General features: G+C 63.3%; 21 protein-coding genes and 3 pseudogenes. 11 read left to right on the top strand and 13 right to left on the bottom strand.

Annotated features, from left to right (window positions below):
* On the top strand, positions 1-1,193 hold a 1,193-nt coding region (locus tag QZY07_RS06430), incomplete at its 5' end, for a bifunctional diguanylate cyclase/phosphodiesterase (RefSeq protein WP_295400792.1).
* A gap of 200 nt (positions 1,194-1,393) precedes the next feature.
* On the opposite strand, the gene QZY07_RS06425 is transcribed toward QZY07_RS06430, so the two are convergent.
* The 6 genes from QZY07_RS06425 to QZY07_RS06400 form a co-directional block, all read right to left on the bottom strand.
* Positions 1,394-1,981, bottom strand: a complete 588-nt coding sequence (locus tag QZY07_RS06425) for a hypothetical protein (protein WP_295400790.1) — start codon at positions 1,979-1,981, stop codon at positions 1,394-1,396.
* A 553-nt stretch (positions 1,982-2,534) separates the two neighbouring features.
* Complete coding sequence (locus QZY07_RS06420; RefSeq protein WP_295400788.1) at positions 2,535-3,395, bottom strand: hydrogenase expression/formation protein; 861 nt, start codon at positions 3,393-3,395, stop codon at positions 2,535-2,537.
* Positions 3,396-3,453: 58 nt separating this feature from the next.
* A complete protein-coding gene (locus tag QZY07_RS06415) occupies positions 3,454-4,086 on the bottom strand; it encodes a HyaD/HybD family hydrogenase maturation endopeptidase (RefSeq protein WP_295400786.1) in 633 nt (210 codons plus the stop codon).
* Complete coding sequence (cybH, locus tag QZY07_RS06410; RefSeq protein WP_295400784.1) at positions 4,083-4,775, bottom strand: Ni/Fe-hydrogenase, b-type cytochrome subunit; 693 nt, start codon at positions 4,773-4,775, stop codon at positions 4,083-4,085. The genes QZY07_RS06415 and cybH overlap by 4 nt, the downstream gene beginning before the upstream one ends.
* A gap of 115 nt (positions 4,776-4,890) precedes the next feature.
* Complete coding sequence (locus QZY07_RS06405; RefSeq protein WP_295400782.1) at positions 4,891-6,681, bottom strand: nickel-dependent hydrogenase large subunit; 1,791 nt, start codon at positions 6,679-6,681, stop codon at positions 4,891-4,893.
* Positions 6,678-7,775 (bottom strand): hydrogenase small subunit, encoded by a 1,098-nt coding sequence (locus tag QZY07_RS06400; protein ID WP_295400780.1) that lies wholly within the window; start codon positions 7,773-7,775, stop codon positions 6,678-6,680. The genes QZY07_RS06405 and QZY07_RS06400 overlap by 4 nt, the downstream gene beginning before the upstream one ends.
* Before the next feature lie 267 nt (positions 7,776-8,042).
* On the opposite strand from QZY07_RS06400, the pseudogene QZY07_RS06395 reads away from it, so the two are divergent.
* Positions 8,043-8,999, top strand: a pseudogene (locus QZY07_RS06395) (IS1595 family transposase).
* 169 nt (positions 9,000-9,168) lie between these two features.
* Here QZY07_RS06395 and QZY07_RS06390 read toward each other — a convergent pair.
* A complete protein-coding gene (locus tag QZY07_RS06390; RefSeq protein ID WP_295400778.1) occupies positions 9,169-9,555 on the bottom strand; it encodes a type II toxin-antitoxin system VapC family toxin in 387 nt (128 codons plus the stop codon).
* 3 nt (positions 9,556-9,558) lie between these two features.
* On the bottom strand, positions 9,559-9,792 hold the full coding sequence (locus tag QZY07_RS06385) for a type II toxin-antitoxin system Phd/YefM family antitoxin (protein ID WP_295400776.1): 234 nt from the start codon (positions 9,790-9,792) through the stop codon (positions 9,559-9,561).
* Between the two features lie 112 nt (positions 9,793-9,904).
* Here QZY07_RS06385 and QZY07_RS06380 point away from each other — a divergent pair.
* The 4 genes and pseudogenes from QZY07_RS06380 to tldD all read left to right on the top strand — a co-directional run.
* Positions 9,905-10,245 (top strand): annotated as a pseudogene (locus QZY07_RS06380) (metallopeptidase TldD-related protein); the annotation flags it as partial.
* A 214-nt stretch (positions 10,246-10,459) separates the two neighbouring features.
* The gene (locus QZY07_RS06375) at positions 10,460-10,801 is read left to right on the top strand and encodes a hypothetical protein (RefSeq protein ID WP_295400774.1); all 342 of its coding nucleotides are present in this window, start codon (positions 10,460-10,462) and stop codon (positions 10,799-10,801) included.
* 116 nt (positions 10,802-10,917) lie between these two features.
* The gene (locus QZY07_RS06370; RefSeq protein WP_295400772.1) at positions 10,918-11,532 is read left to right on the top strand and encodes a hemolysin III family protein; all 615 of its coding nucleotides are present in this window, start codon (positions 10,918-10,920) and stop codon (positions 11,530-11,532) included.
* 129 nt (positions 11,533-11,661) lie between these two features.
* Positions 11,662-11,824, top strand: a pseudogene (gene tldD, locus QZY07_RS06365) (metalloprotease TldD); the annotation flags it as partial.
* A gap of 87 nt (positions 11,825-11,911) precedes the next feature.
* Here tldD and QZY07_RS06360 read toward each other — a convergent pair.
* Entirely contained in the window at positions 11,912-13,903 is a 1,992-nt protein-coding gene (locus QZY07_RS06360; RefSeq protein WP_295400793.1) for a methyl-accepting chemotaxis protein, read from the bottom strand.
* Positions 13,809-14,561, bottom strand: coding sequence for a hypothetical protein (locus tag QZY07_RS06355; RefSeq protein ID WP_295400771.1), 753 nt, complete (start codon positions 14,559-14,561; stop codon positions 13,809-13,811). Before QZY07_RS06355 ends, QZY07_RS06360 begins: the two co-directional genes overlap by 95 nt.
* A gap of 177 nt (positions 14,562-14,738) precedes the next feature.
* Between QZY07_RS06355 and pmbA the strand changes: the two genes are divergently transcribed.
* From pmbA to QZY07_RS06335, 4 genes are all read left to right on the top strand, one after another.
* On the top strand, positions 14,739-16,088 hold the full coding sequence (gene pmbA / locus QZY07_RS06350; protein WP_295400769.1) for a metalloprotease PmbA: 1,350 nt from the start codon (positions 14,739-14,741) through the stop codon (positions 16,086-16,088).
* A gap of 210 nt (positions 16,089-16,298) precedes the next feature.
* A complete protein-coding gene (locus tag QZY07_RS06345; protein WP_295400767.1) occupies positions 16,299-17,591 on the top strand; it encodes an FAD-dependent oxidoreductase in 1,293 nt (430 codons plus the stop codon).
* Positions 17,588-18,355: a DUF1365 domain-containing protein gene (locus tag QZY07_RS06340; protein WP_295400765.1), complete on the top strand. Its 768-nt coding sequence runs from the start codon at positions 17,588-17,590 to the stop codon at positions 18,353-18,355. The genes QZY07_RS06345 and QZY07_RS06340 overlap by 4 nt, the downstream gene beginning before the upstream one ends.
* Complete coding sequence (locus QZY07_RS06335) at positions 18,355-19,581, top strand: cyclopropane-fatty-acyl-phospholipid synthase family protein (RefSeq protein ID WP_295400763.1); 1,227 nt, start codon at positions 18,355-18,357, stop codon at positions 19,579-19,581. Before QZY07_RS06340 ends, QZY07_RS06335 begins: the two co-directional genes overlap by 1 nt.
* Before the next feature lie 71 nt (positions 19,582-19,652).
* Here the strand turns inward: QZY07_RS06335 and QZY07_RS06330 are convergent, their stop codons facing one another.
* Together QZY07_RS06330 and QZY07_RS06325 are read right to left on the bottom strand one after the other, a co-directional pair.
* Positions 19,653-23,543, bottom strand: coding sequence for a hypothetical protein (locus tag QZY07_RS06330; RefSeq protein WP_295400761.1), 3,891 nt, complete (start codon positions 23,541-23,543; stop codon positions 19,653-19,655).
* Positions 23,544-23,707: 164 nt separating this feature from the next.
* On the bottom strand, positions 23,708-24,142 hold the full coding sequence (locus QZY07_RS06325; RefSeq protein ID WP_295400759.1) for a CBS domain-containing protein: 435 nt from the start codon (positions 24,140-24,142) through the stop codon (positions 23,708-23,710).
* A gap of 191 nt (positions 24,143-24,333) precedes the next feature.
* On the opposite strand from QZY07_RS06325, the gene QZY07_RS06320 reads away from it, so the two are divergent.
* Positions 24,334-25,584 carry an AAA family ATPase gene (locus tag QZY07_RS06320; RefSeq protein ID WP_295400757.1) on the top strand — a complete coding sequence of 417 codons (1,251 nt, stop codon included), beginning with the start codon at positions 24,334-24,336 and terminating at the stop codon, positions 25,582-25,584.
* Positions 25,585-25,899: 315 nt separating this feature from the next.
* Here QZY07_RS06320 and QZY07_RS06315 read toward each other — a convergent pair whose 3' ends face one another.
* Positions 25,900-26,121 (bottom strand): pilus assembly protein HicB, encoded by a 222-nt coding sequence (locus QZY07_RS06315; protein WP_295400755.1) that lies wholly within the window; start codon positions 26,119-26,121, stop codon positions 25,900-25,902.
* Positions 26,122-26,527 lie beyond the last annotated feature (406 nt).

The raw sequence follows: 26,527 nt of genomic DNA, 5'->3' as shown, positions 1-26,527 counted from the left end.
TCTCGCACCGGATGAAGCAGACGCTGCGCGAAGGCGACACCCTGGCCCGCCTGGGCGGCGACGAGTTCGTCGCCGTGCTGGTCGATCTCGGCGACCGAGCCGCCAGCGTACCGCTGCTCAACCGCCTGCTCGCCGCCGCCGCCGCGCCGGTGCCCCTCGGCGAGGTCGTGGTGCAGGTCTCGGCCAGCCTCGGCGTCACCTTCTATCCGCAGCCGCTCCCGGGCGACGGCGAAGGAACGGACGCGCTCGACGCGGATCACCTGCTCCGTCAGGCCGACCAGGCCATGTATCAGGCCAAGCGGACCGGCAAGAATCGTTATTCGGTCTTCGACGTCGAACAGGATCATCGCACCCGCGGAGAGCATGAAAGTCTGGAGCGCATCCGCCACGCCCTGGCCGCGCGCGAATTCGTGCTCTATTACCAGCCCAAGGTCAACCTGCGCAGCGGGGCGGTCATCGGCGCCGAGGCATTGATTCGCTGGCAGCATCCGACCCGCGGACTGCTGCTCCCGCGGGAGTTCCTGGCGACGATCGAGGATGACCCGCTGGCGGTCGAACTCGGCGAGTGGGTCATCGAGACCACACTGAACCAGATGGACATCTGGCGGGCGAGCGGATTCGCTCTCCCGGTCAGCGTCAATATCGGCGCGCGCCAATTGCAGCAGGCGGACTTTGTCGCCCGTCTGCGCGCCCTTCTGGCGGCGCATCCCAGGGTCGAACCGTCAAGCCTCGCGCTGGAGGTTCTGGAAACCAGCGCGATGCAGGATCTGGTTCACGTCGCCCAGGTCATCGCGGACTGCCGCGCGCTGGGAGTGACCTGCGCCCTGGACGATTTTGGGATCGGCTATTCCTCCTTGACCTATTTGAAACACCTGGCGGTCACCACCTTAAAGATCGACCGCAGCTTCGTTGGCGACATGCTCGACAACCCGGATGACCTGGCGATCGTCGAGAGCATTCTGAGTCTGGCCGCCACCTTCCGCTGCCAGGCCATCGCCGAAGGGGTGGAGACCCTGGAACAGGGCGCAAAGCTGCTGCAACTCGGCTGCGAGCTGGCCCAGGGCTTCTGCATCGCCCACCCGATGCCGGCCCACGAGCTCCCCGGCTGGCTGACCGACTGGCGGCCACCACCGCATTGGACCGATCTGCTCTTGGGCAGCGGGCGCACCCTGTCGTCCGACCGGAGCCCATAGCGCAGGCTTGCGCGTCATGGCAAAGACCGCATGCTGTGCCCTGACCGAGGTTCCCATCGCCGCCGAGTTGACCGGTCGGAGTATCGCTCCGAACGACATCGGCCGTGCCTGCCTCATGGCCAATGTGCAGAACCCCGGCGACGCGGACCCCAAGGACGATCAGGATGCCGCCAACCCCGCGAGGGCTCACCGAAGCGTCGTTACGCGACGCTGCCGACCCAGAAGTCCACAGCCTTGGACAGGAATTCGTCATACGGCATGTAGTGGGTGCCGTCGCAGGAAAAGGTCAGGCTGATCATCGAGGGATCGCCCTTGACCTGGAGCCAATGGGCCGGATCGTCATACAACCCCGCGGTCATGGGCAGATGGCGGAGGTCAAAATTGGCGCCGACATAGCCGAGCAGTGCCTCGCTGGTGCGGAGCACATGCAGGGCGGTGAGCGATGGTCGATGGGACACCAGGCTGACATAGGCGTCGGAGAGCAGGAACCCCCATGCGGGAACCGCCTCGCGCATATAGGGCCGCGATGAGCGGTCACGTCCGAAGTGACCGCGCTCGACCCCAAACCGGGTGACGTTGTCACTGACCTGAATGCCATCGCGATCGATGACAAAAAGGCAGTTACAGGACGGAATCCGTCGCAGCCCGGCGATCAGGATCCCATTGAGCCGCTCGCGATCGTCCCAAGCCAGGGCGCATTCGCCCGCGAGTTGGGCCAGGGGTTCGTGCAATTGCCGCGCGACCGCCTCGCGCTGGCGGTAGACGGTTTGCTTCAGCGATTCTTCCATTCCAGACCTTTTTTGATGGGAGCGGGAATGGTTAGAACGCGGCGCGCCATGCGACACTGTCAGCGGAGCCGGGATCGCCGTGGCTGGCAGGGCCGTAGGCTGGGGTGAGGAACGAACCCCAGCATTCTTGGTGTGTGCGCGATGCTGGGGTTCACTCTCGTTCACCCCAGCCTACGGGCTGATAGTCGCCATCCGCGGGCGCCTCCCAGACGATCGGGTCGCGCTCGGCGCCTGGCGGACCTTCGGATTGCTGCATGTTCTCTGACGCCACCGGTAAACCTCATTCGCTGGAAACCGAACGCGGGATTTTATCCGCAAATGGGGGCGGATTGATGATTGGTTTCCGATGTGCCCACGCGATTCAAGGGGTCAGATTGCTCGGGTCGTCTGCCAATGGCGGGTTTGCAGTCATGCCATGGCTGAATGGTTGGCCTGAAACCGATCACGTCTGATCGCGATTGACCTGACCGCTGTCAACCATCCGCTTGATCATGCTGAACAATCCGACGAGGCTGATGCTCTGAAGAGTGGCTACGACGGGTGAACGAGTGACTTAACGCAGCGCTCCGAGGATCTCGACCAGGCGTTCGGCGCTGTCCTCGAAGTCTTCCTGGGCGGCCAGTGCGGCGGCCGGAACGTCGACGATTTCGAGGGTATTGAGGATCAGCCGATCATCGGCATTGAAATGCTGGACCCACCAGCAGTGACGCAGCCCGGTGGCGGCGATGCGGCACTTGCCGTAACCGCGCGAGAGGATGGTCACCGGACCCTGCCCGAGCGAGCGTTCAAGGTAGCTTAGATCCTGCTCGGACTGTGGCAGGAGCGTCAGATTGATGATGTGCGGAGCCGCGCCGGGCCGCCACCGCGCGCTCTGTTCATTCACTTCGGCGAGCACCGCGCGGGCGCTGATCACGCCTTCGGGAGGAGCGTCGTCCAGGTTGAGCTGGGCGGCGGCGTCTTGAAAGGCGATCTCACGCACCCGTCGGGGGATCGTCGCGATCTCGATCGTCTCGTCCAGCGTTTGCCCGGATTCGTTGCGGGACTGAACCAGCCAGACACCGGTCAAGCGGGTCTCCTGAGCCCGCATTCCGGTCTCGCCGACAATGAGCAGACTCACCTCGCCCTCGCCCAGCGCCTGATTCACCAGATCGCGATCGGCATCCGGCAGCGCGCCGAGATCCAACCCGCGCGCGGGTTCCGCGATCCGGTCATCGGCCAGCCGTGCCAGCAGTTGCTCCAGCAGTCGCAGGCCCTGCTGGCAGGCAAGCACGGCGTCGGGCTCGGGCAGCAGGGGCGGACGATAGGTTTGCATCTCCGCCGGCATCGGCAGATACGCGAGTTCGGCGCCATCGTCCTCCGGGGGCTGTGAGCCAGGGCCGAAGCGGACAGGATGGAGTGGGGAAAATGACTGCATGTCGATCGCCTGTTGCTGTGCGGTTCCAACCGACCGGCCGGGGTCGATCACTCAAGGATCAGCCGTTCACCCGCGACGCCAGGACGCGCCAGTCGCCGATCCGGCACGCGACTTCGGGGCTGGGCCTCCCGGCCTCGTAGACGGCGATGTCCAGTGCCTCGTGCGGCATGTCCAGGCGCGTGGTATTGGTCCCGTCGGCGGGAAGCCACGCGACCGCGAAGCGGTCGAGATAGGTCCGCGCGGCCGCGATTGCCGGGTCGATCATGGCCTTGACTTCAGGTCTCAGACTACCCCCAAAATCGTCGAGATCAACCGGCTGTACGCCGATCAGCAGTTGGTGCCGGGGCGGTTCGCCCAGCAGCTCGGCCAGCGCCAGAACCTCCTGAAAACCGGTCTGATGCAGGCTCATCTTCTTGGCGCCCATGAACTTGGGCACGGCGTCACCCTCGATCAGTTTCACGGTGCCGGGCGGCAAGCCGTAGTCGATGGCATCGAAGACCACCAGGATATCGGCCCAACGCACCTGATCGACCAGATAGATGCCCTGGGTACCACCGTCGAGCAGCCGCACCGGGTCCGCGAAGCGATACTGTCGGGCGATCCGTTCGACCACCCGAACCCCGAAGCCCTCGTCGGCCCAGAGGACGTTGCCGATTCCGAGGATCAGGATGTTGGGCTCGGCCCGGTTCATGGACGGTCGTCCTTGAACATGCGCCAGCCGCTGATCATGGTGCTGATCAGGCTCTGGCGGGACATGATGTCCTCCCGGATTGCCGTGTAGACATGCAGCATGACGAAGACGACGATCACCCACATGCCCCAGTGGTGCCACATGCGCACGTCCTGGCTCTGGCCGACGAAGGGGATGACCCAGCCGAAGAGCTGGTCCTGCCAGCTCCCGAGTCCGGTCTGCTCGGAATAAAGCGCCAGCCCGGTGACGATCATCACGAACCCGCCAACCGTGATGATGACGACCATGAAGAGATGCGCGAGCGGGTTGTGGCCGATGTATTTACGCGGCTCTTGTTCGAGAAAGGCATACCAGCGTACCTCGTGCAGCAGCTCGCTCCAGAAGCGCCGACGCCAGAAGGGCAGGGTGAACAACTGATGGGAGTAGGAATTTCCCACCACGGCCCAGTAGAGTCGGAAGAGGAATCCGACCAGGAACACATAGGCTGCGGCAAAATGGAAAAAGCGGATGTAGCCCATGAGATAGTGATCGCTGGCCTCGCCGGACAGCGACGGAAGCGGACTGCCGATCAGATAGCCGGTGATGGCCAGGACCGTGATCGACAGCGCATTCACCCAGTGCCAGATGCGCACCGGGGTTTGATAGACGTAGACCGCGGTCTGCTGGACCGTTGGGATACCGGTGAACATGAATTCAGCCTCCGAGTGGGGAAGTTGTCAGGTGGCAGTTGTCAGGCAAGACCCAGGATCTCCAGCCATGAGGCACTCGAATGCCAACTGCCACCTGAAACCTGCCAACTTGTTCTTAACGCACCTTCACCCGCGTCAACTCCTCCCCGTCCGGACTCATGATATGGGTCGAGCAGGCCAGGCAGGGGTCGAAGCTGTGCAGCGTGCGCAGGATCTCCAGCGGCTCCTCGGCATTCACCAGCGGCGTGTTCAGCAGGGCGGCCTCGAAGGCGCCAATGTTGCCGGCCGGATCGCGCGGGGAGCCGTTCCAGGTGGTCGGCACCACGGCCTGATAGTTGTCGATCTTGCCTTCCTTGATGACGATCCAGTGACCGAGCGCGCCGCGCGGGGCCTCGGTGGTGCCGACACCGCGCGCTTCTTTCGGCCAGGTCTTGGGATCCCACCGCTCGGTGTTGGCGGTGCTGCTGTCGCCGGCCTTGATGTTGGCCATCAGCTTGTCCTGGAAGTAGCGCAGCTTGTGCGCCGCCCAGGAGCCTTCCAGACCGCGCGCGGCGGTGCGCCCGAGGGTGGAGAAGAGGGCCGAGACCGGCAGTTGCAGATCGGTCAGCACCTTTTCCACCGGCTCCTTGAACTCCGGGATGCCCTTGGCATAGCCGATGACCCAGCGCGCGAGCGGTCCGACTTCCATGGCGTGGCCGCGCCAGCGTGGGGCCTTGATCCAACTGTATTTTGCGGCCTCGTCGATTTCCTCGATGCGGGTTTTGCTCCCCCGGGTGTTGGGTCCGAGCACGAAGTTGGGCTCGGTGACGCCATCCCAGGGATGCAGCCCCCTGGATTCGTCCTTGTAGGTGAACCAGGAGTGGGCGACGAACTCCTGGATCTGCTCCGGGTCGCGCAGGTCCACGTCGTGAATCTCGGCCAGATTGCCGTTGACGATGGCGCCGCGCGGCAGCATCTGGTTCTCGGCCGAGTTGTCGTTGGCGCGATCCGGGATATCGCCATAGGACATGACCGCCTGACTGCTCAGTCCGCCGCCATAGGTCCAGTCCTTGTAGAAGGAGGCGATGGCGAGCAGGTCCGGGATGTAGACCTTGTCGATGAACTCGATGGTGCGGTCGATGATCGAAGAGACCAGATTCAGCCGCTCCATGTTGACCGCGCCGACCGCGCCCGTGTCATGCACGTTGATGGCGCAGGGCACGCCGCCGACCAGCCAGTTCGGGTGCGGATTCTTGCCCCCGTAGATGGTGTGGATCTTGACGATCTCCTTCTGGAAATCCAGCGCCTCCAGATAATGAGTGACCGCCATCAGGTTGGCCTCGGGCGGCAGTTTGTAGGCCGGACTCCCCCAGTAACCATTCATGAAGGGACCAAGCTGGCCGGAATCCACGAAGCGCTTGATGCGGTTCTGCACGTCGCGGAAATAGCCGGGCGAGGACAGCGGCCAGTCCGAGATCGACTGCGCGAGCGCCGAGGTCGCCTTGGGATCCGCCTGAAGCGCCGAGACCACGTCCACCCAATCCAGCGCATGCAGGTGATAGAAATGCACCAGATGGTCGTGCGCCTGGAGCGTCAACTGCATGATGTTGCGGATGGAATTGGCGTTCTCCGGGATCGCGATCCCGAGCGCGTCCTCCACCGCCCGTACCGATGTCAGCGCGTGGGTGCCGGTGCAGACGCCGCAGATCCGCTCGGTGAAGGCCCAGGCGTCGCGGGGGTCACGACCGCGCAGGATCACTTCCAGCCCGCGCCACATGGTGCCGGTGGAGACCGCGTTGCGAATCACGTTGTTCTCGTCGAGATTAACCTCGCAACGCATGTGGCCCTCGATGCGGGTCACCGGGTCGACGACGATGCGCCGTCCCGCGTTGTCGAGCTGGAAGCCGTTCGGGGTCTGGACGCTCATGCCTGGTCATTCTCCTCGTGATGCTCGCCGGCGCGTTGCTTGATGCGATGGATGGCGCTTGCCGCCGCATGGGCGGCCACCGCCACGCCGACGGTGCCGGCCGCCGCGATGCCGACCCTGTCCGCATTGGCTTCGATGCCAAACACGCGGGTATCGGTGACATGATCGTAAAAACTGCCCTTGTCCCAGAAGCCATCCTCGGAGCAGCCGATACAACCGTGACCGGATTGGATCGGGAAGGAGACCCCGTTGTTCCAGCGAACGGTGGAGCAGGCGTTATAGGTGGTCGGACCCTTGCAGCCCATCTTGTAGAGACAGAAACCCTTGCGCGCCCCCTCGTCGTCCCAGTTCTCGACGAACTGGCCGGCGTCGAAGTGCGGACGGCGATAGCATTTGTCGTGGATGCGCTGGCCGTAGAACATCTTGGGCCGGCCCTGACGGTCCAACTCCGGGATGCGCTCGAAGGTCAGCATATAGGTGATGACACCGGTCATGACCTCGGCGATCGGCGGACAGCCCGGCACCTTGATGATCGGCTTGTCGTGGATCACTTGATGAATCGGCACGGCCTGGGTCGGATTCGGATGGGCCGCCTGCACGCAGCCCCAGGAGGCGCAGGAACCCCAGGCGATGATGGCCTGACAGTCGGCGGCGACCTCGCGCAACTGTTCGATAAAGGGTCGCCCGCCGATGATGCAGCTCATGCCGTCCTGATTCAGCGGCACGTTGCCCTCGACGGCCAGGATGTAGTTGCCTTTGTACTTGTGGCGGATCTCATCGAGGATCGCTTCGGCCTGATGGCCGGCGGAGGCCATGATAACGTCGTCGTAATCCAGCGAAATCATCGACAACACCACGTCCGACACCAGCGGGTGGGCGGAGCGGATGAAGGACTCGGAGCAGCAGGTGCACTCCAGACCATGCAGCCAGATGACCGGGGTGCGCGGCTTAGTCTCCATGGCGTTCGCGATCGTCCCCGCGAAGGACGGCGCCAGCCCCAGCGCCGTCGCGGTCAGGCTGCAATATTTGAGGAAACTCCGCCGGCTGATCCCCTGGCGGCGCATCACCTCGTAGAAGGTTTCGGTGGTTGCCATCGTATGCCTCGATTCTCATCATCAGCCGTTTAGGCGGCAGTTTTGCCAGTGCGATCAGACGATCAATGTCCCTAATGCTGCCAAGGGCATCATTCAATCATTGATGTGACGACCATGGCAAGAGATTTGAGTTTGAGATTTCTGATGCACGTCAATGATAAATCGCAATCATTGAAGGCATGCCGTGATAAACAAGGTTGTGTGTGCGTTAGGTGTTGGGGATAACCTATACTTCCGATAGGCATAGGAAAACCTGGACGATCCACCATGCGCACCGAGGATTTCAACCACTGGCTATCGCAAGTTCCCGACCTCACGCTGGCACAGCGCCAACAAGGCGTCGAGTTGCTCCGTCAGGAACCGCCACTGGAGCGGGTCGCGGCGATCACAGACCTGCAGCTTGAGTTGCCCGCATTGTCATCACACGCCCTGCGGACAGTGGGGGCAAGCGCATGGGCTGCCGCGTGATCGCTGCGGGGCCTGCGGCAAGACCTTCAATGCCGTCACGGGGACGCCGCTGGCCCATCTCCGTCACCGCGAACGCTGGTCGCAGGATGCCCAAGCGCTCATCGACGGCGACACCGTTCGCCGAGCGGCACGTCGCTGCGGGATCCACAAGACCACGTCTTTTCGCTGGCGCCATCGCTTCCTGACCCTCCCGGCCGGTTCCAAGCCACTGCATTTGCACGGGATCGTGGAAGCCGACGAGACCTATTTTCTGGCATCCGACAAAGGTCAGCGACCGCTTCCTCGCCCGGCTCGAAAACGCGGGGGTGCCGCGACCAAGCGCGGTCTCTCCGCCGAACAGATCCCCGTGTCGATCATGCGTGACCGCAGCGGCACGACCACCGATGCGGTGCTTCCTAACGCCACCACTGAGTGCCTCCGCATCGTCCTGGCCCCGATCCTGGATTCCGACGCCGTCCTGTGTTCCGATGGTGCGGCGATCGACCGCGCTTTCGCCGCCCAGGCTCCTATTGCCCATCAACCCATCAACTCATCAATCTCCGCGCAGGCATTCGGGTCGTCGACCACGCCTTCCACATCCAGAACGTCAACGCCTACGACAGCCGTCTCAAGGGCTGGATGGCGCGTTTCTACGGCGTCGCGACCAAATACCTGCCCAACGATCTCGGGTGGCGCCGGTGTCTGGAACGCTTCGGCGAAGCGCTGACCCCCGGGGTCTTGCTTGGCCAAGCCGTCGGGAGGGACAGCAGTCCTTAGGGACCAACACCTAACGCACACACAGCCTCTCAATAAGGCGACTTCCGGGAAAAATCGATCGATTTTCCCTTCTCCCTTCGACAAGCTCAGGGCGAACGGAAAATCGCTAGCGCCTGAAATTGAATCCGTTCATGGTTCGACAAGCCTGTCCTGAGCGAAGCCGAAGGGGTCACCACAACCGTTCGATCCCAAAGCGATCGAACAGACTCTCGTTGCTGACCAGGATCAGCCCTTCGATCTGGGATTGCGCGATGAGCATGCGGTCGAACGGGTCGCGGTGCTCGCCAGGCAAGAGTCCAGCGCGTCGCGCGTGTTCGGCGGCGATCGGAAGCGCAGCGAATTGCTGCTCGGTCAGGATCTCGCTGAACCGATCCGCGACCTCGATCGCACCGGGGAGCCTCCCAATTCTGACTTTGGTGGCGATCTCCCAGGCGGATGCCGCGCTGACGATCGCTTGGTTGCCCGATTCGCTAATCGCGGCCTGCGCGGTGACAGGCAATTGATGGTCGCCGTCGAGCCACCAGAGCAGTGCGTGGGTGTCGAGCAAGAGGCGCATCCGTTACTCTTCCCATGCCTGTAGTTCTGTTTCAGGCAGAGGCTCGAAAAAATGCCTGTCCACGCGCGCGCGGCCACGCAACGCACCAAACCGGCGGCCGGAGGTTGCGGGCGGGATGGCGGTCAGTCGGGCAACCGGGATGCCGGCCTTGGCGATGATCGCCTCTTCGCCCCGGCTCGCCTGCTCGATGAGCTTGGACAATTGCGTCTTGGCGTCGTGAATATTGACTTGCAGCACGGTCCTGCTTGACGCTCGTTTAGCTAATCAGGATGAGCTAAGGATAATCGATGCGAGTCACGAGCGCTTGCGCCAAGAAGGTCGCATCGTCCCTCTGGATCGGTGCGTCCGTCTGCCCCTGCCGCGCATGACCAATACCGACATGCTGGCCGGCCAGCACGATCCCGCCGAGATCATCGCCTCGGTCAAGAAAGGGCTGTATGCCGTCAACTTCGGCGGCGGTCAGGTCGACATCACCTCCGGCAAATTCGTCTTCTCGGCGAGCGATGCCTAATCTGATCGAGGACGGCAAAATCGGCCGTCCGGTCAAGGGTGCGACCCTGATCGGCAACGATCTGAAGCTCGACGAGGGCGTTGGAACCTGCGGCAAGGAAGGCCAGAGCGTGCCGGTCGGGGGGTCAGCCGACCTTGCGGGTGGATGCGTTGACGGTGGGCGGGACGAGTCAGGAGTAAAGCGTCGACCCTGGAAAACAGGGTCGTCATTCAGGCCAGCGGCTGGCTTCACGGCGCGGAGCGCCGTCCGATGCGTTACACCGCAGAGCGAGGACGACACTCGTCAACGTGCATTGTCGTTGTCACAAATCCGGGGTGGTTTGAGCGGAACGTCTTGCTCTATCTTGACTGCTTCCTTCCGTGCATTGTTCACTGAAACCATCGAGGCATCATCATGAGACCCTTCTTACTCTTGACGATTTTAGCCGTGCTCGTGGCGGCCGGCTGCACCCAGGAGACCCAGAACAAGATCGGCCGCTCGATCCAGAACTGGACGGGCGTGAGCGGGGTGATGGAGGTCTATGCGGGGGACAAGCTGGTCCGGCGGTTCATCAAGATCGACAAGCTCACGACGGCGAGTGCCACCCAGGGTTCCGGCATGCGCCCGTACCGCTTCGGCTATGGCGTTCTGGATGCCAACCTTAACGGTGTCCAGGACAGTGACGAGAAAAGGGTTTACTTCGAGTTTAGTGACTATTCGACAAATTATGTCTTCTATGGCGATCCGGGCAACTGACCGGGTCATGGCTCGCGACCTCCTCTCAAGGCACGGGCGCGTGCGCCGCTGTCGAGAGTGATCCGCAATCCTCCCGAGCCATTCCTGGAGGGTGGAAGCCGAAGACGAGAGTCAAGATGGACCAGGACGAGCATTTCAACAGCCTTTCTCATCTGGTGGGCACGGTGCTGGCCCTGAGTGGAGTCGTCGTGCTGCTGTCCATGGCCGAGTTCCGGGGCGGCGCGGTCCGCATGGCAAGCTTCAGCGTCTATGGATTGACCCTCTTTCTGCTGTACCTCTTCTCGACCCTCTATCACGGTCTGCGCGGAAGAGCGAAGCGGGTGTTCCAGGCGCTGGACCATCAGACCATCTACCTGTTCATCGCCGGCACCTATACGCCCTTCTGTCTGGTGGGACTCGGCGGCGCCACCGGTTGGTGGCTGTTCGGTGCGGTCTGGGGGCTGGCCCTGCTGGGTATCCTCATCGACACGCTGCGCGGCGCGGGCGGGCGTCTGCTGTCGGTGGGCATCTACCTCTTCATGGGCTGGCTGATCCTGTTCGCCCTCGATCCCCTCATGGCGGCCCTGCCTCCGGCGGGTTTCCGACTGCTGGTCGCCGGCGGCCTCTTCTACACCCTTGGCGTCATCTGCTACGTGCTGGATACTGAGCGGCCCTGGTGCCATGGCATCTGGCATGTGTTCGTCCTCGCCGGAAGCATCAGCCACTATTTCGCGATCCTGCTCTACCTCTAGCAAGGCGCCGTCATCAGGTGTGACGTAAAAGACGGTGTTGCCGACCATATCATGATGGCGTGCGGATGCTTGTCAGGGCCGGCGACGCGAGATTCATTTCATGGATGTTGGTCGGGTTGCGACCCCATTGCGGACATCCGTCCGCTGATCCGCCTGAGCGTGAACGTCATCGTCGAGCAGGACGGACGGCGCGAGCAGGGTTCCAGCGGCGGTGCCCGCACGGATTTAGGGTATTTTCTGGCCGAGGATCGCGCGCTGGGCTATGCCGCGCGAGGCAGTGCGTCTGGCCCTGACAACATGGATGACGAAGGCACCGTCACCCAGAATACCGTCCTGACCGCAGCGGGCAATCGCCTTGGGCGATTGCCCGACGAAGTCTTCAGGTTGCCGATTCCTCGGTCGAGGTTTCCCGGACATTTTTCTCAAGTTGACGGATCTGCGCCACCGTTTCATTGGAGAGTGACCGAAAGCGCTCGGCGAGCAACTGTTCCGCCTGCTCGCGATGACCGGCGACCACATGCCGGAGGACGTCGCCGGCACATTGGTGGAACTGCGCATGCTTGGCGCGCAGGGTCGTTTGTGGGAAGTCCGCCAACAGTTTGCTGCCCGGTCCGTAGATCCAGGCTCCCAAGGCGCACTGGTCGTCACGCGAGACGATGGCCGGATCCTGAGGTTCGCTACGGCCCTCAACCGCCCGGCGTAATTTTTTCGACCACTGCTGGTGTGCGTCAACGATGCCATCGAAATCGACATCATCCGCGGCGGTGGTCGCGCTGGCGCTCAAGCGGCCGTTTCCGCGCGTCATCCTGAAAACCGCCACGGTTTGGCTTAATTCCCTGGATTGATCCTCCAGGCTCTCCGCCGCGGCGGCGGCCTGCTCCACTAGGGCGGCATTGCGTTGGGTCATCTCATCCATCTGCACCATGGCCTGGGAGACCTGCCCAATCCCCGCGCCTTGTTCGCGACTGGCGCTGGCGATCTCGCTGACCAGACCGACCACCTGCTGAAATGAGGCGACGATCGCCTCCATCGTGTCACCGGCCTCATGAACCAGTTTGGCCCCATCGCCAATCTGCGTGACCGAGGCGCCGATCAGCCCCTTGATTTCTTTCGCCGCCTGGGCGCTGCGTTGCGCCAGGTTACGCACCTCCGCCGCGACCACGGCAAAGCCTCGGCCCTGTTCGCCGGCCCGCGCCGCCTCCACGGCCGCGTTGAGTGCCAGGATATTGGTCTGAAAGGCAATGCTGTCGATCACGCCGAGGATGTCGGCAATCTTCCGGCTCGATGCCTGGATGGCGCCCATGGTGCCGACCACCTGCTTGATCAGATGGCCGCCGGCCAGCGCCTGATCATTGGCGCGATGCGCGAGTTCGTTGGCGTTTCTGGCGTTCTCGGTGTTCTGCTGAATCGTGGCCTGGAGTTCCTCCATGGAACTCGCCGTTTCTTCCAGGCTGCTCGCCTGGGCTTCGGTCCGCTCGGACAGATCCGCATTCCCGGCGGCAATCTCGCCCGCCGCCGTATGGATGGCGTCCGTGGCCTCCTGGATCTGTCTGACGAGCGTTTGCAAGTGCTCGACCGTGGCGTTGGTGTCGCGCTTCAGATCGGCAAATCGCCCTTTGTGCCCGGACGTGATCGTCTTCGTGAGATCCCCTTGTGCCAACGCCTGCAGAACGAACGCGAGATCATCCAGCACCCGAGCGAACACGTCGGTCAGGTTGTTCATCCCCTCGGCCAGGTCGCGGAAGAAGCCCTGCTTGCCGTCAAGATTCAAACGCTGCGTGAAATCGCCGTGCGTGACTGCGTCCAGCAGCACATCCAGTTCGCCTTCCGCCGTGACCTCGATGGTGCGATCGATCCATTCCACCACCGTGCCAAGGCGTTCGCCCTGGTCGTCCAGAACCGGGTTGGCCACGAGCCTGAAGGTCCGTCCACCGACCTTCATCTGGCTGGTGTAGGTGCCTTTCAGCCCGGACAGGAGTTTGCGTTGGTGCTCCGGATGCCGGTGAAATTCGGTGAAACCACGCCCGATCAGCCCCTCGGCACGGAAGTTCGGCTGCTCCCGCTGGAGATCGGCCTCGGCCCCGCGGATCATTCGGATGAACGCTTCGTTCAGATAGATCAGGGTGCCGTCATTGTCGGCCACCATCATGTTGGTGGATGACTTGTCGAGCGCGCTCGTGATGCGCCGCAGGTCATGCGCGACACGCTGCTCGGCGGCGGTGCGCTCGGCAAGATTGTCCTGCATCAATGCCAGACCGCGGCGGAGCAATCCGATTTCATCGCGGCGTGAGGTGTCGATGGGGTTGCTGTAGTCGCCCGCGCCAATCTTGTCGAAGATGCCGATCACCTGCAGCAAAGGTTTGGCAATCATGCGGCTGGTCAGCAGCCAGAGCAGCAGTAGTCCCGCACTGAACACCACGCCCGCGATCAGGAGCGATCCGAGCAAGGTTTCGAGCAAGGTCTCGTCGATGCCGGCCAAGCGACACATCGACACCGATCACATAGTCGATGCCCGTTGATGATGTGGCGGGCACGAAGATTGAGCGGAAGGTTCCCCAGCGGTCGCTGTATTGGTCGTCATGCACCTGCCCATCGGCGAAGGCGGCCTGTAACCCATCGCTCGCGTCATCATAGGGATCGAGAAACTTGGTGAAATCGCCCGAGGCTTTTTCTTCTGGCGTATAACTTGAGGAGGTGAAGAGGATGTGATCGTCTTGCTTGATCGTGGTATAGACGTATTGGACTTTCGCCCGCTTCGCGAATGCCGTCAGGGTGTCGATAAAAGCCGCATAGGCGTCGGGCGTGATCGCATCGGGCTGGGGTTGCCGATGGTGGACCGCATCGCCAATGAGTCGCACGCCCTCCGCCGTGGCCAGCAGCGTGTTGTCGATCCCACGGATGATGCTGTTTTTCTCGCCGACATAGTGGTTCAGCGTGAACGCCACTGACATCATAAGACTCATCAGCATCATGGCGAGAAACAACTTGAACGACAATCCCAAGGCTATCCCGCGGCGGTTGATCTTCATTCATACTCCTGAATCGTTGGCGCGTGGCTGAAGCGCGCCCCAGAAAAAAGGCCACCCGACACCTCAGCGGTGGCTGCTGAATCCGCGTGAATGTTACATCAAACGATCATGAGGCACTGGCAAGACCAACTCTTGAGCGTTTGACCCTTAATCCTTTTTTGCTGATCACGATCAAATATGCCCATTACCCCAACTGAAGACACCGCCGAGCGCATGGCGCGCCTGCAAACCATCATCGAAGATCTGTTGAAGGAGGCCAAACGCGAGGGCGCGAGCGCCGCCGAGGCATCGGTCGGCAGCAGCGCGGGCCTGGAGGTCGCGGTGCGGCTCGGCGAGGTCGAGACGGTGGAGCACACCCGCGATAACGGGCTGGGCATCACCGTTTATTTCGGCCACCGCAAGGGCTCGTCCAGTACCTCGGATCTCAGCCCCGACGCGGTGCGCGATGCCGTCAAGGCCGCCTGCGCCATCGCCACGCACACTCAGGAAGACCGCTGCGCCCATCTCGCCGCGCCCGAGTTGATGGCGACCGATTTTCCCGAACTGGATCTCTATCATCCCTGGTCGATCGAGGTCGAGGACGCCATCGCCCTGGCAGTAGCCTGCGAGGACGCCGCCCGCGACTACGATCCGCGGATCGTCAATTCGGAGGGCGCCAGTCTCTCGACCCAGTTCGGTATCCATGTCGCGGGCAACACGCAAGGTTTCATGGGCGGCTATCCGACCACCCGTCACAGCCTGGATTGTGCCGTGATCGGTCAGGAAGGCGATCTGATGCAGCGCGATGCCTGGTGGACCACCGCGCGCTCGGCGCTGGATCTGGAACCGGCACGCCAAGTGGGCGAGCGGGCCGCCGAACGCACCGTCGCGCGACTCGGCGCCCGGCGTCTCGGCACCCAGGAGTCGCCGGTGCTGTTTCGCGCCGATGTGGCGACCGGACTGCTGCGCAGCCTGATGTCGGCGATCAGCGGGGGCAGCATCTACCGCCGTTCCAGTTTCCTGCTCGATCATCTGGGCGAACGCATCTTCCCCGAGTTTGTCCGCATCCATGAAGAACCCCATCTGCCGCGCGGACTCGCCAGCGCGCCCTTCGATGGCGACTGCGTGGCCACCCGCGCCAAGGATCTGGTCAGCGGTGGCGTGCTGCAAACCTATCTGTTGAGCGTCTATTCCGGCTGCCGGCTCGGTCTGCCGACCACCGGCAATGCCGGCGGGGTGCGCAATCTGAGCATCGAGATGGGCGACAAGGACCGCGCGGCCATGCTGCGCGAGCTGGGGACCGGACTCATGGTCACCGAATTGATGGGCCATGGCGTCAATGCGGTCACTGGCGACTACTCGCGCGGCGCGTCCGGGTTCTGGGTCGAGAATGGCGAGATCCAGTATCCGGTGGAAGAGATCACCATCGCCGGCAATCTCAAAAAAATGTTTGCCGGACTGGTCGCGGTCGGCAACGACTGCGATTTCCCCGGCAGTACGCGCACCGGCTCCTGGCTGATCGATCGCATGACCATCGCGGGAGAGTAAGTCGGTGTCGGCGTTCTTCAAACCACCGTCATTCTTGGCGTCTTGATGAAAGTCGCCAAGCTGATCTGAGAGTGCCGGATTCAGGATCGTCGCTGGTCGCTGACATCCCCTTGACCTGTTCAACCCTAGCGCCAATATTGGACCAACCATGGACATGCCCCCGGCGTTTCGGGACGGCGGTCGACGGATCAATCGCGAGGATCAAGCACGATGTCGGTGGAAACGATTGGGGTGATCGGTGGCGGGATCGGCGGGCTCGGGGCGGCCTGGCTGCTGGATCGCCGTTATGCGGTGACCCTGCTGGAGCGCAACGAGTACGTGGGCGGACACACCCACACGGTGGAGGTCGGCGACGCCCGCGCGCCGGCCCCGGTGGATACCGGATTCATGGTCTTCAACCGGCGCAATTATCCCTTGCTCTGCGGTCTGTTCGCGCATCTTGGGGTCGTGACCTATCCGACCGATATGTCCTTTGCCGCCAGTCTGGACGGCGGCCGGGTCGAATATGCCGGGTCGAACCTCAATACGCTGTTCGGCCAGCGGCGCAATCTCCTGAACGTCGGCTTTCTGCGGATGCTGATCGAGATTCCCCGCTTCAACGCCGCCGCCAAGGCTTACATCGATTCCAGCCCTGACGCAACCCTGACCCTGGGCGAGTTTCTGGCGCGCGGACGCTACTCCGAGCGCTTCGCCAGCCAGTATCTGCTGCCGATGGCGGCGGCGATCTGGTCCTGTCCCACGCAGGATATGCGGGCCTTTCCCTTTCTGTCCTTCGCGCGTTTCTTCGCCAATCATGGCCTGCTGGATCTGGCCAATCGTCCGGAGTGGGAGACGGTGAGCGGCGGTAGCCGAACTTATGTGGACAAAATCCTCTCGCAATTCAAAGGCCAGTCTCGAACCAATGCCGAGGTGCGGCGAGTGCGACGGCTGGATCGGGGCGTGGAGGTGGAGACGGTCGCGGGCGAACGGCTGACCTTCGACGCGGTGGTTCTAGGCTGTCATGCCGACGAAGCGCTCGCGCTGATCGAGTCGCCGACCGACCTGGAACGCGAACTGCTGGGCTGTTTCGCCTATCGCGGCAACAAGGTTTATCTGCATACGGATATCCGGCTGATGCCGAGCTGTCGGCGGGTCTGGTCCTCCTGGAATTATCTCCAGCAGCCGGGCGAGGATCCGACCCGCCCGGTGACGGTGACCTATTGGATGAACAGCCTTCAGGCGTTGCCGACGGGGCGCGACATTTTTGTCAGCCTGAATCCGCTGGAGGCGCCGCGCGCGGAGTCCGTGATCGCCGAGTTCGACTACGATCATCCGATGTTCGATCCGAGCGCGCTCGCGGCCCAGCGGCGGATGCCCGAGATTCAGGGGCGCGACCGTCTGTGGTTCAGCGGCGCCTGGATGGGCTATGGGTTTCACGAGGACGGTCTGCGCGCCGCAGTCGAAGTGGCCGCCGGACTCGGCGTAAATCCACCCTGGGAGAACAGCGGGGCGGCCAGCGCATGACCCAGCCCGCGGCGCAACTCCTGTTCGGCGATGTCATGCACCGCCGACTTTTCCCGGTCCGCTATCGCTTCGTTTACCGCGTCTTCAGCCTGCTGGTCGATGTTGAGCGGGTCGGCGAAGCGGCGGCGGGCTCTCGCTGGTTCTCGCACAACCGTTTCAATCTCTTCTCGTTTTACGATGTTGATCATGGCCCGCGCACCGGCGAGCCGCTCAAGCCCTGGCTGCTGGAGCGTCTGCGCCAGCGCGGCCATCGCTTCGACATCGCGCGCGTGGAGCTTCAGTGTTTTCCTCGGGTGCTCGGACACGTCTTCAATCCGATGAGCACCTGGACCTGTTTCAATCCGGCGGGCGAGCCAGTCGCCGTGCTCTGCGAGGTCAGTAACACCTTCGGCGAGTCGCACGGCTATCTGCTGCACCAGGACGGCGCCGCCATGACCTGGCCGATCCGCGACGCCCACGCCAAGCAGTTTTATGTGTCGCCCTTCATCGACATGAACGCCGACTACCACTTTCGTTTCTCCCGCCATCAGGGTCGGCATGACATCGTCATCCGCGAGTCTCAGAACGACGCGCTCATGCTGGTGGCCGTGCAGCGTGGGACGGAGCGCGCATTCTCCGATGCCAACCTGCTACGGGCCGCGGTCGCCTATCCGCTGCTGACCCTGAAAGTCGTGATCCTGATTCACTGGCATGCCTTGAAGATCTGGCTCGGCGGCGGGACCTATTACCCGAAACCGGAACCGCCGAGAGAGGAGATAAGCTGATGTCCGCGGAAGAAATCCTGGAAAGTCCCGCGCCGGGCGGGTCGAGTCTGGCCGCCCGGCTGTTTGGCGGTTTTTGTGACCGCATCGCCTTCGGTCAACTGATGGTGCGTTTTCCGGACGGCGCCGCCACGCTCTATCGCGGACGCTTCGAGGGCGGTTCGGGCGTGCTGGACCTCAAACGCCCCTGGATGCTGGTTTTGCGTTTGTTGACGCGCGGCGAGTTGGGATTTGGCGAAGCCTATGTGGAGGGTCATTGGGACACACCGGATCTGCCCGCCCTGCTGGAAGTCCTCCTAAATAACGAGGAGCACATGCAGTCCGGATGGCGGGGTATGCGCTGGTCGCGCGCCCTGGATCGGTTGGTCCATCGCAAGCGCCACAACCATCGGCGCAACAGTCGGCGGAACATCGCCCGTCATTACGACCTGGGCAACGACTTCTATCGGCGCTGGCTCGATGGGAGCATGACCTATTCCTCCGGGCTCTTCGAGGATGCCGGAAGCGAATCGCTCGAAATGGCCCAGCAGCGCAAATACGAGCGTCTGCTCGCGGTGCTGGGGGCCAAATCCGGCGACCGCATCCTGGAGATCGGCTGCGGCTGGGGCGGCTTTGCCGAGGTCGCCGCCCGACGTGGCATGCAGGTGACGGGCGTGACGCTCTCGCGCGAGCAACTCGACTACGGGCGTCAGCGCATGACGGCGGCGGGTCTGACGGATTGGGTCGAACTGCGCCTACAGGATTATCGCGATATCCAGGGTCAATTCGATCATGTCGTCTCCATCGAAATGATGGAGGCGGTCGGCGAAGCCTACTGGCCGACCTATTATCAGGCATTGCGGCGGCTGGTGCGACCGGGCGGTCGGATCGCGCTCCAGGTCATCACCATCAGCGACGATATCTTTCCGATCTATCGCAGCACGCCGGACTTCGTCCAGATCTATATCTTTCCGGGCGGCATGCTGCCGTCGCCGCAACGCATGGCAGAGCTTGCCGCGGATGCGGGATTGATCGCCCAGGAAACCCGCTGGTACGGCGACGACTACGCCGAGACCCTGCGCCGCTGGCGCGCGCGCTTCCATGAAGTCACCGGGGAGATCGACGCGCTGGGCTACGACGCCCGCTTCCGGCGTCTGTGGGATTACTACCTGGCCTACTGCGAGACCGGCTTCAAAACCGGGGCCATCGATTTGGTCCAGACGGTGCTGGAAGTTCCCCAAGGCGGTTGACCCTAACTCGATACAGCCCTTGCCCACGCGGGCAGGAAGTTGCGCGGCGAGGCGCCAAGTTGGTTCCCGATTCAGATCGCGACGAATCTGCTTCTGTGATGACCCGCCGCGGTTCCGCCCGCGTCCGGCGGCGCGGCCAAGGCGATCGCGGCCGAGGAGACGACTTCGAGACGGTGTGTCGGCGTCTCCCTGGCCTTATGGTCGCGCTGCGCGGGCGTCAGATAATCCCGTGGATCCTGGACGATCGCCGGGACCGGCGCCGCCGTGGTGGCGATGCGGGTTCCACTCTGCGTGCGGGCCAGGTCCCAGAACCCGAAGTAAGGCCGAACCCGACCGAGCGTGACCAGACGGATCGACCAGAACACCGGCGCCCAGAGGACATTCGCAAGCGGCACGAGACCATTCATGAAATTCCGGCTCGCCGCCGCGGCCGAGTGGAAGATGACGTAAGAGGCCAGCAGCCGCTCGAAGGCGGCGAAGCGGGACTCCTGGAGATCCCGGGCCAGATCCGACCACTGTCCCTGAAGAATCCAGGGTAGGGCGTCCAGTCGGCGACCGGATACCCCAAGTTGGATGAAGCGGTCCACCTTACCGGCCAGGGCCGGATTGTGTCCGATTCCCATCACGATGGCGCCGGTTCCCATGTGCTGGATCCCGCGCGCCTGGCTGGAGGTCATACAGACCGCCGCTTCCGCCCGTTCGCGTCCTGACCAGCGACCGTCCGGCATCCCGAGGAACAGCAGCAGGCCACGGGTTACCCGATGACCGTAGACATGCAGCAGTTCTCCCGAGCGCGTATCGGCCGCATGGATCCCCGCGAATCCGACGAACTCGTAGGCCAGCGAGAAGAGTTTGCTGACATACTGGGCGAGCAGATTCTTGACGTAGGGCTCGTCGCCGATGACCAGGGTGCGGCCGACGAACACCCGATCCCAGAGCGGGCGTCCCTGCACCCAGCGCAGCAGCAGGGTAAAGGCCACCCCGGCGAACAGAAAATAGGCCGTTTGCAGCAGGACCAGCAGCAACTGACCCGCCGTCGAGAGGGGGTGGAGAAAGGACCAGTCCACGGCGGCTTGCAGTTCCCCGACGGCGCCGATGACCGGATTCCAGCCCAGCCAGAGCATCGCGAAGAGGTGCAGGGCCGTTGCCATGAAAACCAAGGCCGGCTCGGTCAGAAAACGCGCCAGATAGCGGCCCTCCCGTTTCAATCCTCCCTGTTCCTCGGTCTTGACCTCCCAACCTTCCGCCGTCATCCCGAAGACCGCCGCCGCGCGCGCGACGGACATGACCGTCAGCGCCTCCAGTTTGCTGAGGTCGTCCCCGCTGGCGAGCAGACCGAAGGGCCGTTCGTTCGCATCGTTTCCCTCCCGCGCCTCCCGGATCATCTGCAGCAGCAGTTGGGTCAGGCAGGCGTGGGTCGCGGCGCAGCTGACCGTGGCCGGTTCCGCCATGCGCCACCCCGCGCCGGTGGCGAACACCCGTTCAATCCAGGGCGCGCCGGTCTTCACGCTCTGTCCGACCGCGGCGCCCATGAGGGTATCGGTCTCGCCGGTCATCACGAACACCGGCCCTGCCTTGTCCAGACCGTGAAGGGACTGGATGAACTTGACGGTATCCAGGGTGTTGAAGGTTTGCCCGGAGTGGCTGACCGCGAGCGTGAGGGTGGTCGGTCCGAGGAGATAGCGTTGCGGATCCTCGGCATAGGAGACCGCGTCGACCGCCTGAACCCGCAGATAGGGGAAGGCTCGGCGGAGATCCTCGACAAAACGCTCCCCGAGATAAAAGCTGTTCTCGATGCCCAGAACCAGCAGATCCAACTCGGCTTTCAGGGTCGGTTCGTCGTGCGCCGGATGGCGCGACAGCCAGTCGCGCGCATTGTCCAGCAGACAACCGATGAAGGCTCGCGCGGTGCGTCGGTTGGGCGAGCCGGGATCGTCCCAGTCCCGTTGAATCCGGTCGAGGACGACCGGGATATCGGTCATTTCCGCCAGCACCCGGTCACGGCCGCGTGCCGTCGAGACAGGTTCCAGACAGATATTGTCGTGTAACGCGATCCAGCCCCCGGTGCCGCCATCGCGCGCGGATTCGGCGAGTCTTTCCGGGGCGATGCGCTCGGTCGCGGGGGCGCCGCCCTGGAGCCGGTTCAGCCGTGTCAGGGTATTCTCGGCCGTCCCTTCATGGACCTGAAGCAGCATGAGATCGCCGTCGCGCAGGTCGTAGCGGTAGGGCAGGGGCGCGGGCGTGCCAGCGGGTCCCCGGCCGCAGGCAAACCGCAGGGCGGCGGCCTCGGAGGCATAGATCATCATTCCCGCCTCGGGATCGCAGCCCACGAAGAGCGGCTGACGATCCGCGGCCAACATGACGGCGCCCGGCTGGAGGCTGGTGGTCGTGACCAGTCCGAAGGTGCCCTCGGCCCGCTCCATGAAGAGGTGCGTGGCCTTGAAAAGATCGTTGTGGAAAAAGGCATGCACGGCCCGGTTCACGATCTGCTGTCGACGTTGCTTGGCCGCGTCCGGCCAGTCGCGGGTCAGCGCGAGGCTGGCTTGCTGCAGGGCCTCAAGCAGCGTCTTGATCTCGCCGGGATGGCGGGCGTAGACCTCCGCCAGGTTCGTGCAGCCAATCACGATCGGGCAGGGTTCGTTGTCCAGGCGCGCCGCGTCCTCCGGGCAGGCCCAGCGTTGGAAGGTCTGCTCGAAGGCGCGTGTCAGTTCGATCCAGTTCCGCTTCGGGAGTGCATGGCCGGTCTGGAGTGCGTAGGCCAGCCGAATCGAGGCGTCCCACTGTCCCTGGGTGAGCAGGAGATCCAGCATGCCGGCAATCTTTGGCGAATCGCCCTTGGCTGGATGCGGCTCGCCCAGGATCTCCGCGAGCCACTGACCCAGACAGGCGTTGGATAACCGCCGCCAGGCGGTCGACCAGGCGTCGAAATCGCCATTGTGCGTGATCAGATGCTCGACCACTCGTTTCCTGCGCGCCAGCCGATTGCCCTCGACACTCCAGACACCCCTGGTCCTCGGTCGCAGCCAGCGGTGCCAATGGGTCTCGATCTCGGAGGGGCCGCTGGAGGTTCCGTACCGATAGTGAGCGATCAGGTGAATGATGGGGCGTAGCGGACGGGCGCCGGTCAAGCGGCGCAATGCGGCCCGGCGGCGGAAGGCGCCGAGCAGATTGCGGGTGAGGTTCGAGCGCTTGTCGTTGACGATCTTTCGGCCCACGAAACGGCCGCTGGCGCTCATGACCGCCAGCCCGCCGGCCTGCTGTCCACGCACATCCGTGACTTGTCCGATCCGCTCGAACAGGGTTCTGAAACGCGCCGGCAGAAACCCGGACTCGCCGGCATGGCGTTTCGACAGAATGCCGAAGTTGCCGCAGAACACGAATTCGCCGACGCCCGAGTGCGCGGTGACAAGATCGCTCCAGGAGGTGAAGAGGATCCAGAGATTGGCTCCGGCGAGCAGCAGGATCAGGCGATCGACAATCCCGAAGGGCGACGGCAGGGACGCGAGCATCGGCGCCAGGGCGCACAGGAGCGCCAGATTGGCGGCGGGTCCGGCCAAGGCGGTCAACCGGCGACGCTGCGGTGCGAGTTCGTCGATGCGTAGGGCCGGCGCGTGCGCGGGATGACTGACGCCAGGGATGAACAGTGGCGTGCCCGGAAGCAGACTGCGCCAGGAGATGCCGCGAAGGTAGCCGCTCAGTCGCGTCCCGAGCGGGCCGCCGGCCAGCAGGGCGTGGGCAAGACCGTGCCAGGCGATCGAGACCAGAAGCGCCGCGCGGATCAACGAGGGGAGGAGCAGGAACTCCAGGAGTGAGACGCTGACCCCGGTGCCGACGATGAGCAAGGCCAGGATTTCAGGTAGCAGACGCGTCCAGGGTGCGTCTCTGTCAAGGGATGGATCCAGGGGTGCGAGTCGCTCGGTCGGGATTGCATCACGGAATCGAACAGAACCGCGATCGATCATCGCCTTCAGCCTCTGAAATGTGTCGGTTATGCTGGGAATCTCGCGTCTCGCGACCCCGCCGACGGTCGCCTTGACGCCTGCTCCGGGCGAGCTGGCTTTCAGCGCGACGCGGCGGATCAGGGCTGAACGGGGTGAGAGCAGCGGCCGATTGCGGGGCGCCAGAGTCAGGCGACGGAGGCGATCGATTGATGCGCCTCGATCCAGCGTTCACGCATCACCCAATAGCTGGGCGGGATATCCCGGCAGGACAGGACGCCAAGGAGCGCCCCAGCCTCATCCAGGACGGGCAGATGCCGAAAATGGTGGCCGAACATGATGTCGAGCCCTTCCGCCAGAGATTGATGCTCGCGGATGGTCACCGGCCGATGGGTCATGACCTCGTTGATCGTCACGGCGCCCGGATCTCTCCCCAGCGCAACGACGCGATTGAGGAGGTCGCGCTCGGTGAACAGGCCAACCAGGTCTCCCCGATCGACCACGGCGATGGCGCCCACGCGCCGTTCGGCCATCAGGCAGGCCGCGTCCAATACGGTGCCGGTCGGCGGCATCGTCAGGGTCTGTTGGTTGGCGATCAGGGCGCCGATGTTGCGATAGATCATCTCTCGTTCCCCTTAATTGATGTCAGTTATCGAGCCGTTGATTCGCGGGTCAACGCGATCATTGCTGCCGGATGGATTTAGACCTACCATACAACTCAGATATTAGAAGGTTCGGCGGTGACAGACGAGATTCCAACTGTCAAATAACGGTCAAATTTCCGTCAAATTTTGTCTGCGGAGGGCGAACGCGGATGCGTGAGTCCCAACAGCTTGTTTTCCATCCCTTTCGACTGGATCTGGCCAACGGTCAGCTTTGGCGAGCGGCGGAGCAGCTGCCGATTCGACTCAAGACCTATGCGGTGTTGCGCTACCTCATCGACCGGCGGGAACGGGTCGTCGGGCGCGACGAACTGAGCCGGGCGATCTGGCCAGGCAGGGTTGGCGCGGAGGCCGCCCCCAGGCAGTGCATTCTGGAGCTACGCAAGCTGTTGGGCGATTCCGCCCGCAATCCTCGTTTCATCGCAACGATCGGACGCCATGGCTATCGCTTCATCGGCCGTCTCGACGCGACTCCTTCCCTTTTCGCGCCTGCCACGAGAATGGATTGCGACCGTCTCGATCGCGCCCTTGGCACGGAGTGCGTCGGTCGCGAGGCATGGTTATCCCGACTCGCCGAAGCCTGGGAGCAGGCGCGGGCGGGGCGTCCGCGCACGGTCATGCTGATGGGGCCGGCGGGTATCGGCAAAAGCACCTTGGCGACCGCTTTCGTCCGGACGGTCGCCGCCAACCGTCACGGTTGGGTGACCTGCGGTCAATGTATCCATCAGTCCGCCGGGGGAGAAGCCTACCTGGCCCTGCTGGATGCCCTGGGAACGCTGGCGCGGCAGGATCGACACGGGCATCTCGCCAGTCTCCTCGATCGTCACGCGCCCCTGTGGCTCAGTCAGTTGCCCGCCCTGATTCCGCCTGGCGGCGAGGCGACGCTGCGGGAGCGGATACAGGGGGCGGACCCTGCGCGCATGCCGCGCGAGCTCATCGAACTGCTGGAGGTGCTGACCGGCGACGAGCCGGGCGTGCTGCTGCTGGAAGATCTGCAATGGGCGACCCGCGCCACGCTGGAGTGGCTGGATGCCTGGACGCGGCGACGCACGTCAGCCCGTCTGCTGATCATCGGTGCCTGGCGCACCGATGACGGCGTGCTCGAACCGCTTCGGGATCCGCGGGCAAATGAGTGGCTGCGCGAGTGGCGCTGGCGCCCCGCCTTCGCGGTGCTCCAGTTGACGGGATTGGAGCAGACTGCCGTGCAGTCCTATCTGGTTGCGCGGTTGGGCGACGCGGCCCTGGCGTCCAGCCTTGCGCCGATCCTTCACGGACGTTCCGGCGGGCATCCGTTTCTGATGAACGCGCTGGTCGATGAGTGGGTGACGCGCCAGGATCTGGCCCGCGTGGACGGCGAATGGCGGTTGCGGGCCGATCTCGACTTCCTCTTTCGCACGGATTGAATGGTCCAGCTCAGGCCGGACGGGGCATTTGCCACGTCCGAAACGTTTTCCGCCGACGGATGGTGTCTGCAACGGGCGGGATGGTGTGCATAACCCGCCTTGTTGGGGGAGAGCCCAAGGTCGCCGGATGTCGGCTCTCGGCGCTACCCGGAACTGGAGACGTCAGCGGGATGACCGCTAAGTGAAACTTGTCACTCCCGGCTGGCGCTGCCCGAAGCTTCTTCATTGCGTCGGATACCTCGGCAGTTGATGTGAAGCGGGAAGGAGGCCAAAACCCGTCTCGGCGATCCACGTACCAGCCGCGCCTGGGGCTCATCAGGCTACCTCGCGCATCGGGCGGACCCGTGGCGGCGGGAGGGGTCGGCCTTCAGCGTTGAAGTGGCGGATCACGTCCTTAACGACGGCGCAGAGTTCGCCATCAAGAGCAACGGGATCTTCTCCATGGATTCCGGTGATCAGGTTAGAGCATCGACCGAGATAGACCTGATCTTCCTCGTTCCAATCCACCCATTGATGGTACTGGTCGAGTTCTTTCATGACCGCCTTTCGTGTTAGCTGGCCGATTCGACTTCGGCGCTAATTTTGGCTGAGTCACTGGCGGTGAACAGGGCGGACTCGAAGACCGCCCAGGCGGATGCGCGCAGGGTTTGGGCTTCGGCGCGTTTGGTGCCTGCGACATTCCGTGAATTTTTCAGCCCATTGAGTAATTCTACTTTGTTAGCTTGACATAAGCTTATGATTTGCCAATATTATTTTCAGGGCAAAATTTTATTGGGAAATGGTAGATCAGGCACTGGTTCAGTTCAGTTGTGCAATATAAATTATCTCAGTACAGTACAAAACTAATCAAGCGCCACCATTAGGGCCAGGCGCGCCTCACGTCACACGCCACCGAGAAGGGTCGCCCGTCGAGCATGAATCCCAGCACACAGAGGAATTCGGC

The organism is uncultured Thiocystis sp. (assembly GCF_903866365.1).
Classification (GTDB): domain Bacteria; phylum Pseudomonadota; class Gammaproteobacteria; order Chromatiales; family Chromatiaceae; genus Chromatium.
Note: the sequence above shows the minus strand (reverse complement) of the source record. Positions and strands in the feature narration are given on the sequence as shown.

Excerpts from the sequence above, each read along its gene's own strand:
- QZY07_RS06425 (WP_295400790.1), bottom strand. The coding sequence starts at position 1,981 with ATGGAAGAATCGCTGAAGCAAACCGTCTACCGCCAGCGCGAGGCGGTC.
- QZY07_RS06420 (WP_295400788.1), bottom strand. The coding sequence starts at position 3,395 with ATGCAGTCATTTTCCCCACTCCATCCTGTCCGCTTCGGCCCTGGCTCA.
- QZY07_RS06415 (WP_295400786.1), bottom strand. The coding sequence starts at position 4,086 with ATGAACCGGGCCGAGCCCAACATCCTGATCCTCGGAATCGGCAACGTC.
- cybH (WP_295400784.1), bottom strand. The coding sequence starts at position 4,775 with ATGTTCACCGGTATCCCAACGGTCCAGCAGACCGCGGTCTACGTCTAT.
- QZY07_RS06405 (WP_295400782.1), bottom strand. The coding sequence starts at position 6,681 with ATGAGCGTCCAGACCCCGAACGGCTTCCAGCTCGACAACGCGGGACGG.
- QZY07_RS06400 (WP_295400780.1), bottom strand. The coding sequence starts at position 7,775 with ATGGCAACCACCGAAACCTTCTACGAGGTGATGCGCCGCCAGGGGATC.
- QZY07_RS06390 (WP_295400778.1), bottom strand. The coding sequence starts at position 9,555 with ATGCGCCTCTTGCTCGACACCCACGCACTGCTCTGGTGGCTCGACGGC.
- QZY07_RS06375 (WP_295400774.1), top strand. The coding sequence starts at position 10,460 with ATGAGACCCTTCTTACTCTTGACGATTTTAGCCGTGCTCGTGGCGGCC.
- QZY07_RS06370 (WP_295400772.1), top strand. The coding sequence starts at position 10,918 with ATGGACCAGGACGAGCATTTCAACAGCCTTTCTCATCTGGTGGGCACG.
- QZY07_RS06360 (WP_295400793.1), bottom strand. The coding sequence starts at position 13,903 with ATGATTGCCAAACCTTTGCTGCAGGTGATCGGCATCTTCGACAAGATT.
- QZY07_RS06355 (WP_295400771.1), bottom strand. The coding sequence starts at position 14,561 with ATGAAGATCAACCGCCGCGGGATAGCCTTGGGATTGTCGTTCAAGTTG.
- pmbA (WP_295400769.1), top strand. The coding sequence starts at position 14,739 with ATGCCCATTACCCCAACTGAAGACACCGCCGAGCGCATGGCGCGCCTG.
- QZY07_RS06345 (WP_295400767.1), top strand. The coding sequence starts at position 16,299 with ATGTCGGTGGAAACGATTGGGGTGATCGGTGGCGGGATCGGCGGGCTC.
- QZY07_RS06340 (WP_295400765.1), top strand. The coding sequence starts at position 17,588 with ATGACCCAGCCCGCGGCGCAACTCCTGTTCGGCGATGTCATGCACCGC.
- QZY07_RS06335 (WP_295400763.1), top strand. The coding sequence starts at position 18,355 with ATGTCCGCGGAAGAAATCCTGGAAAGTCCCGCGCCGGGCGGGTCGAGT.
- QZY07_RS06330 (WP_295400761.1), bottom strand. The coding sequence starts at position 23,543 with ATGATCGATCGCGGTTCTGTTCGATTCCGTGATGCAATCCCGACCGAG.
- QZY07_RS06325 (WP_295400759.1), bottom strand. The coding sequence starts at position 24,142 with ATGATCTATCGCAACATCGGCGCCCTGATCGCCAACCAACAGACCCTG.
- QZY07_RS06320 (WP_295400757.1), top strand. The coding sequence starts at position 24,334 with ATGCGTGAGTCCCAACAGCTTGTTTTCCATCCCTTTCGACTGGATCTG.
- QZY07_RS06315 (WP_295400755.1), bottom strand. The coding sequence starts at position 26,121 with ATGAAAGAACTCGACCAGTACCATCAATGGGTGGATTGGAACGAGGAA.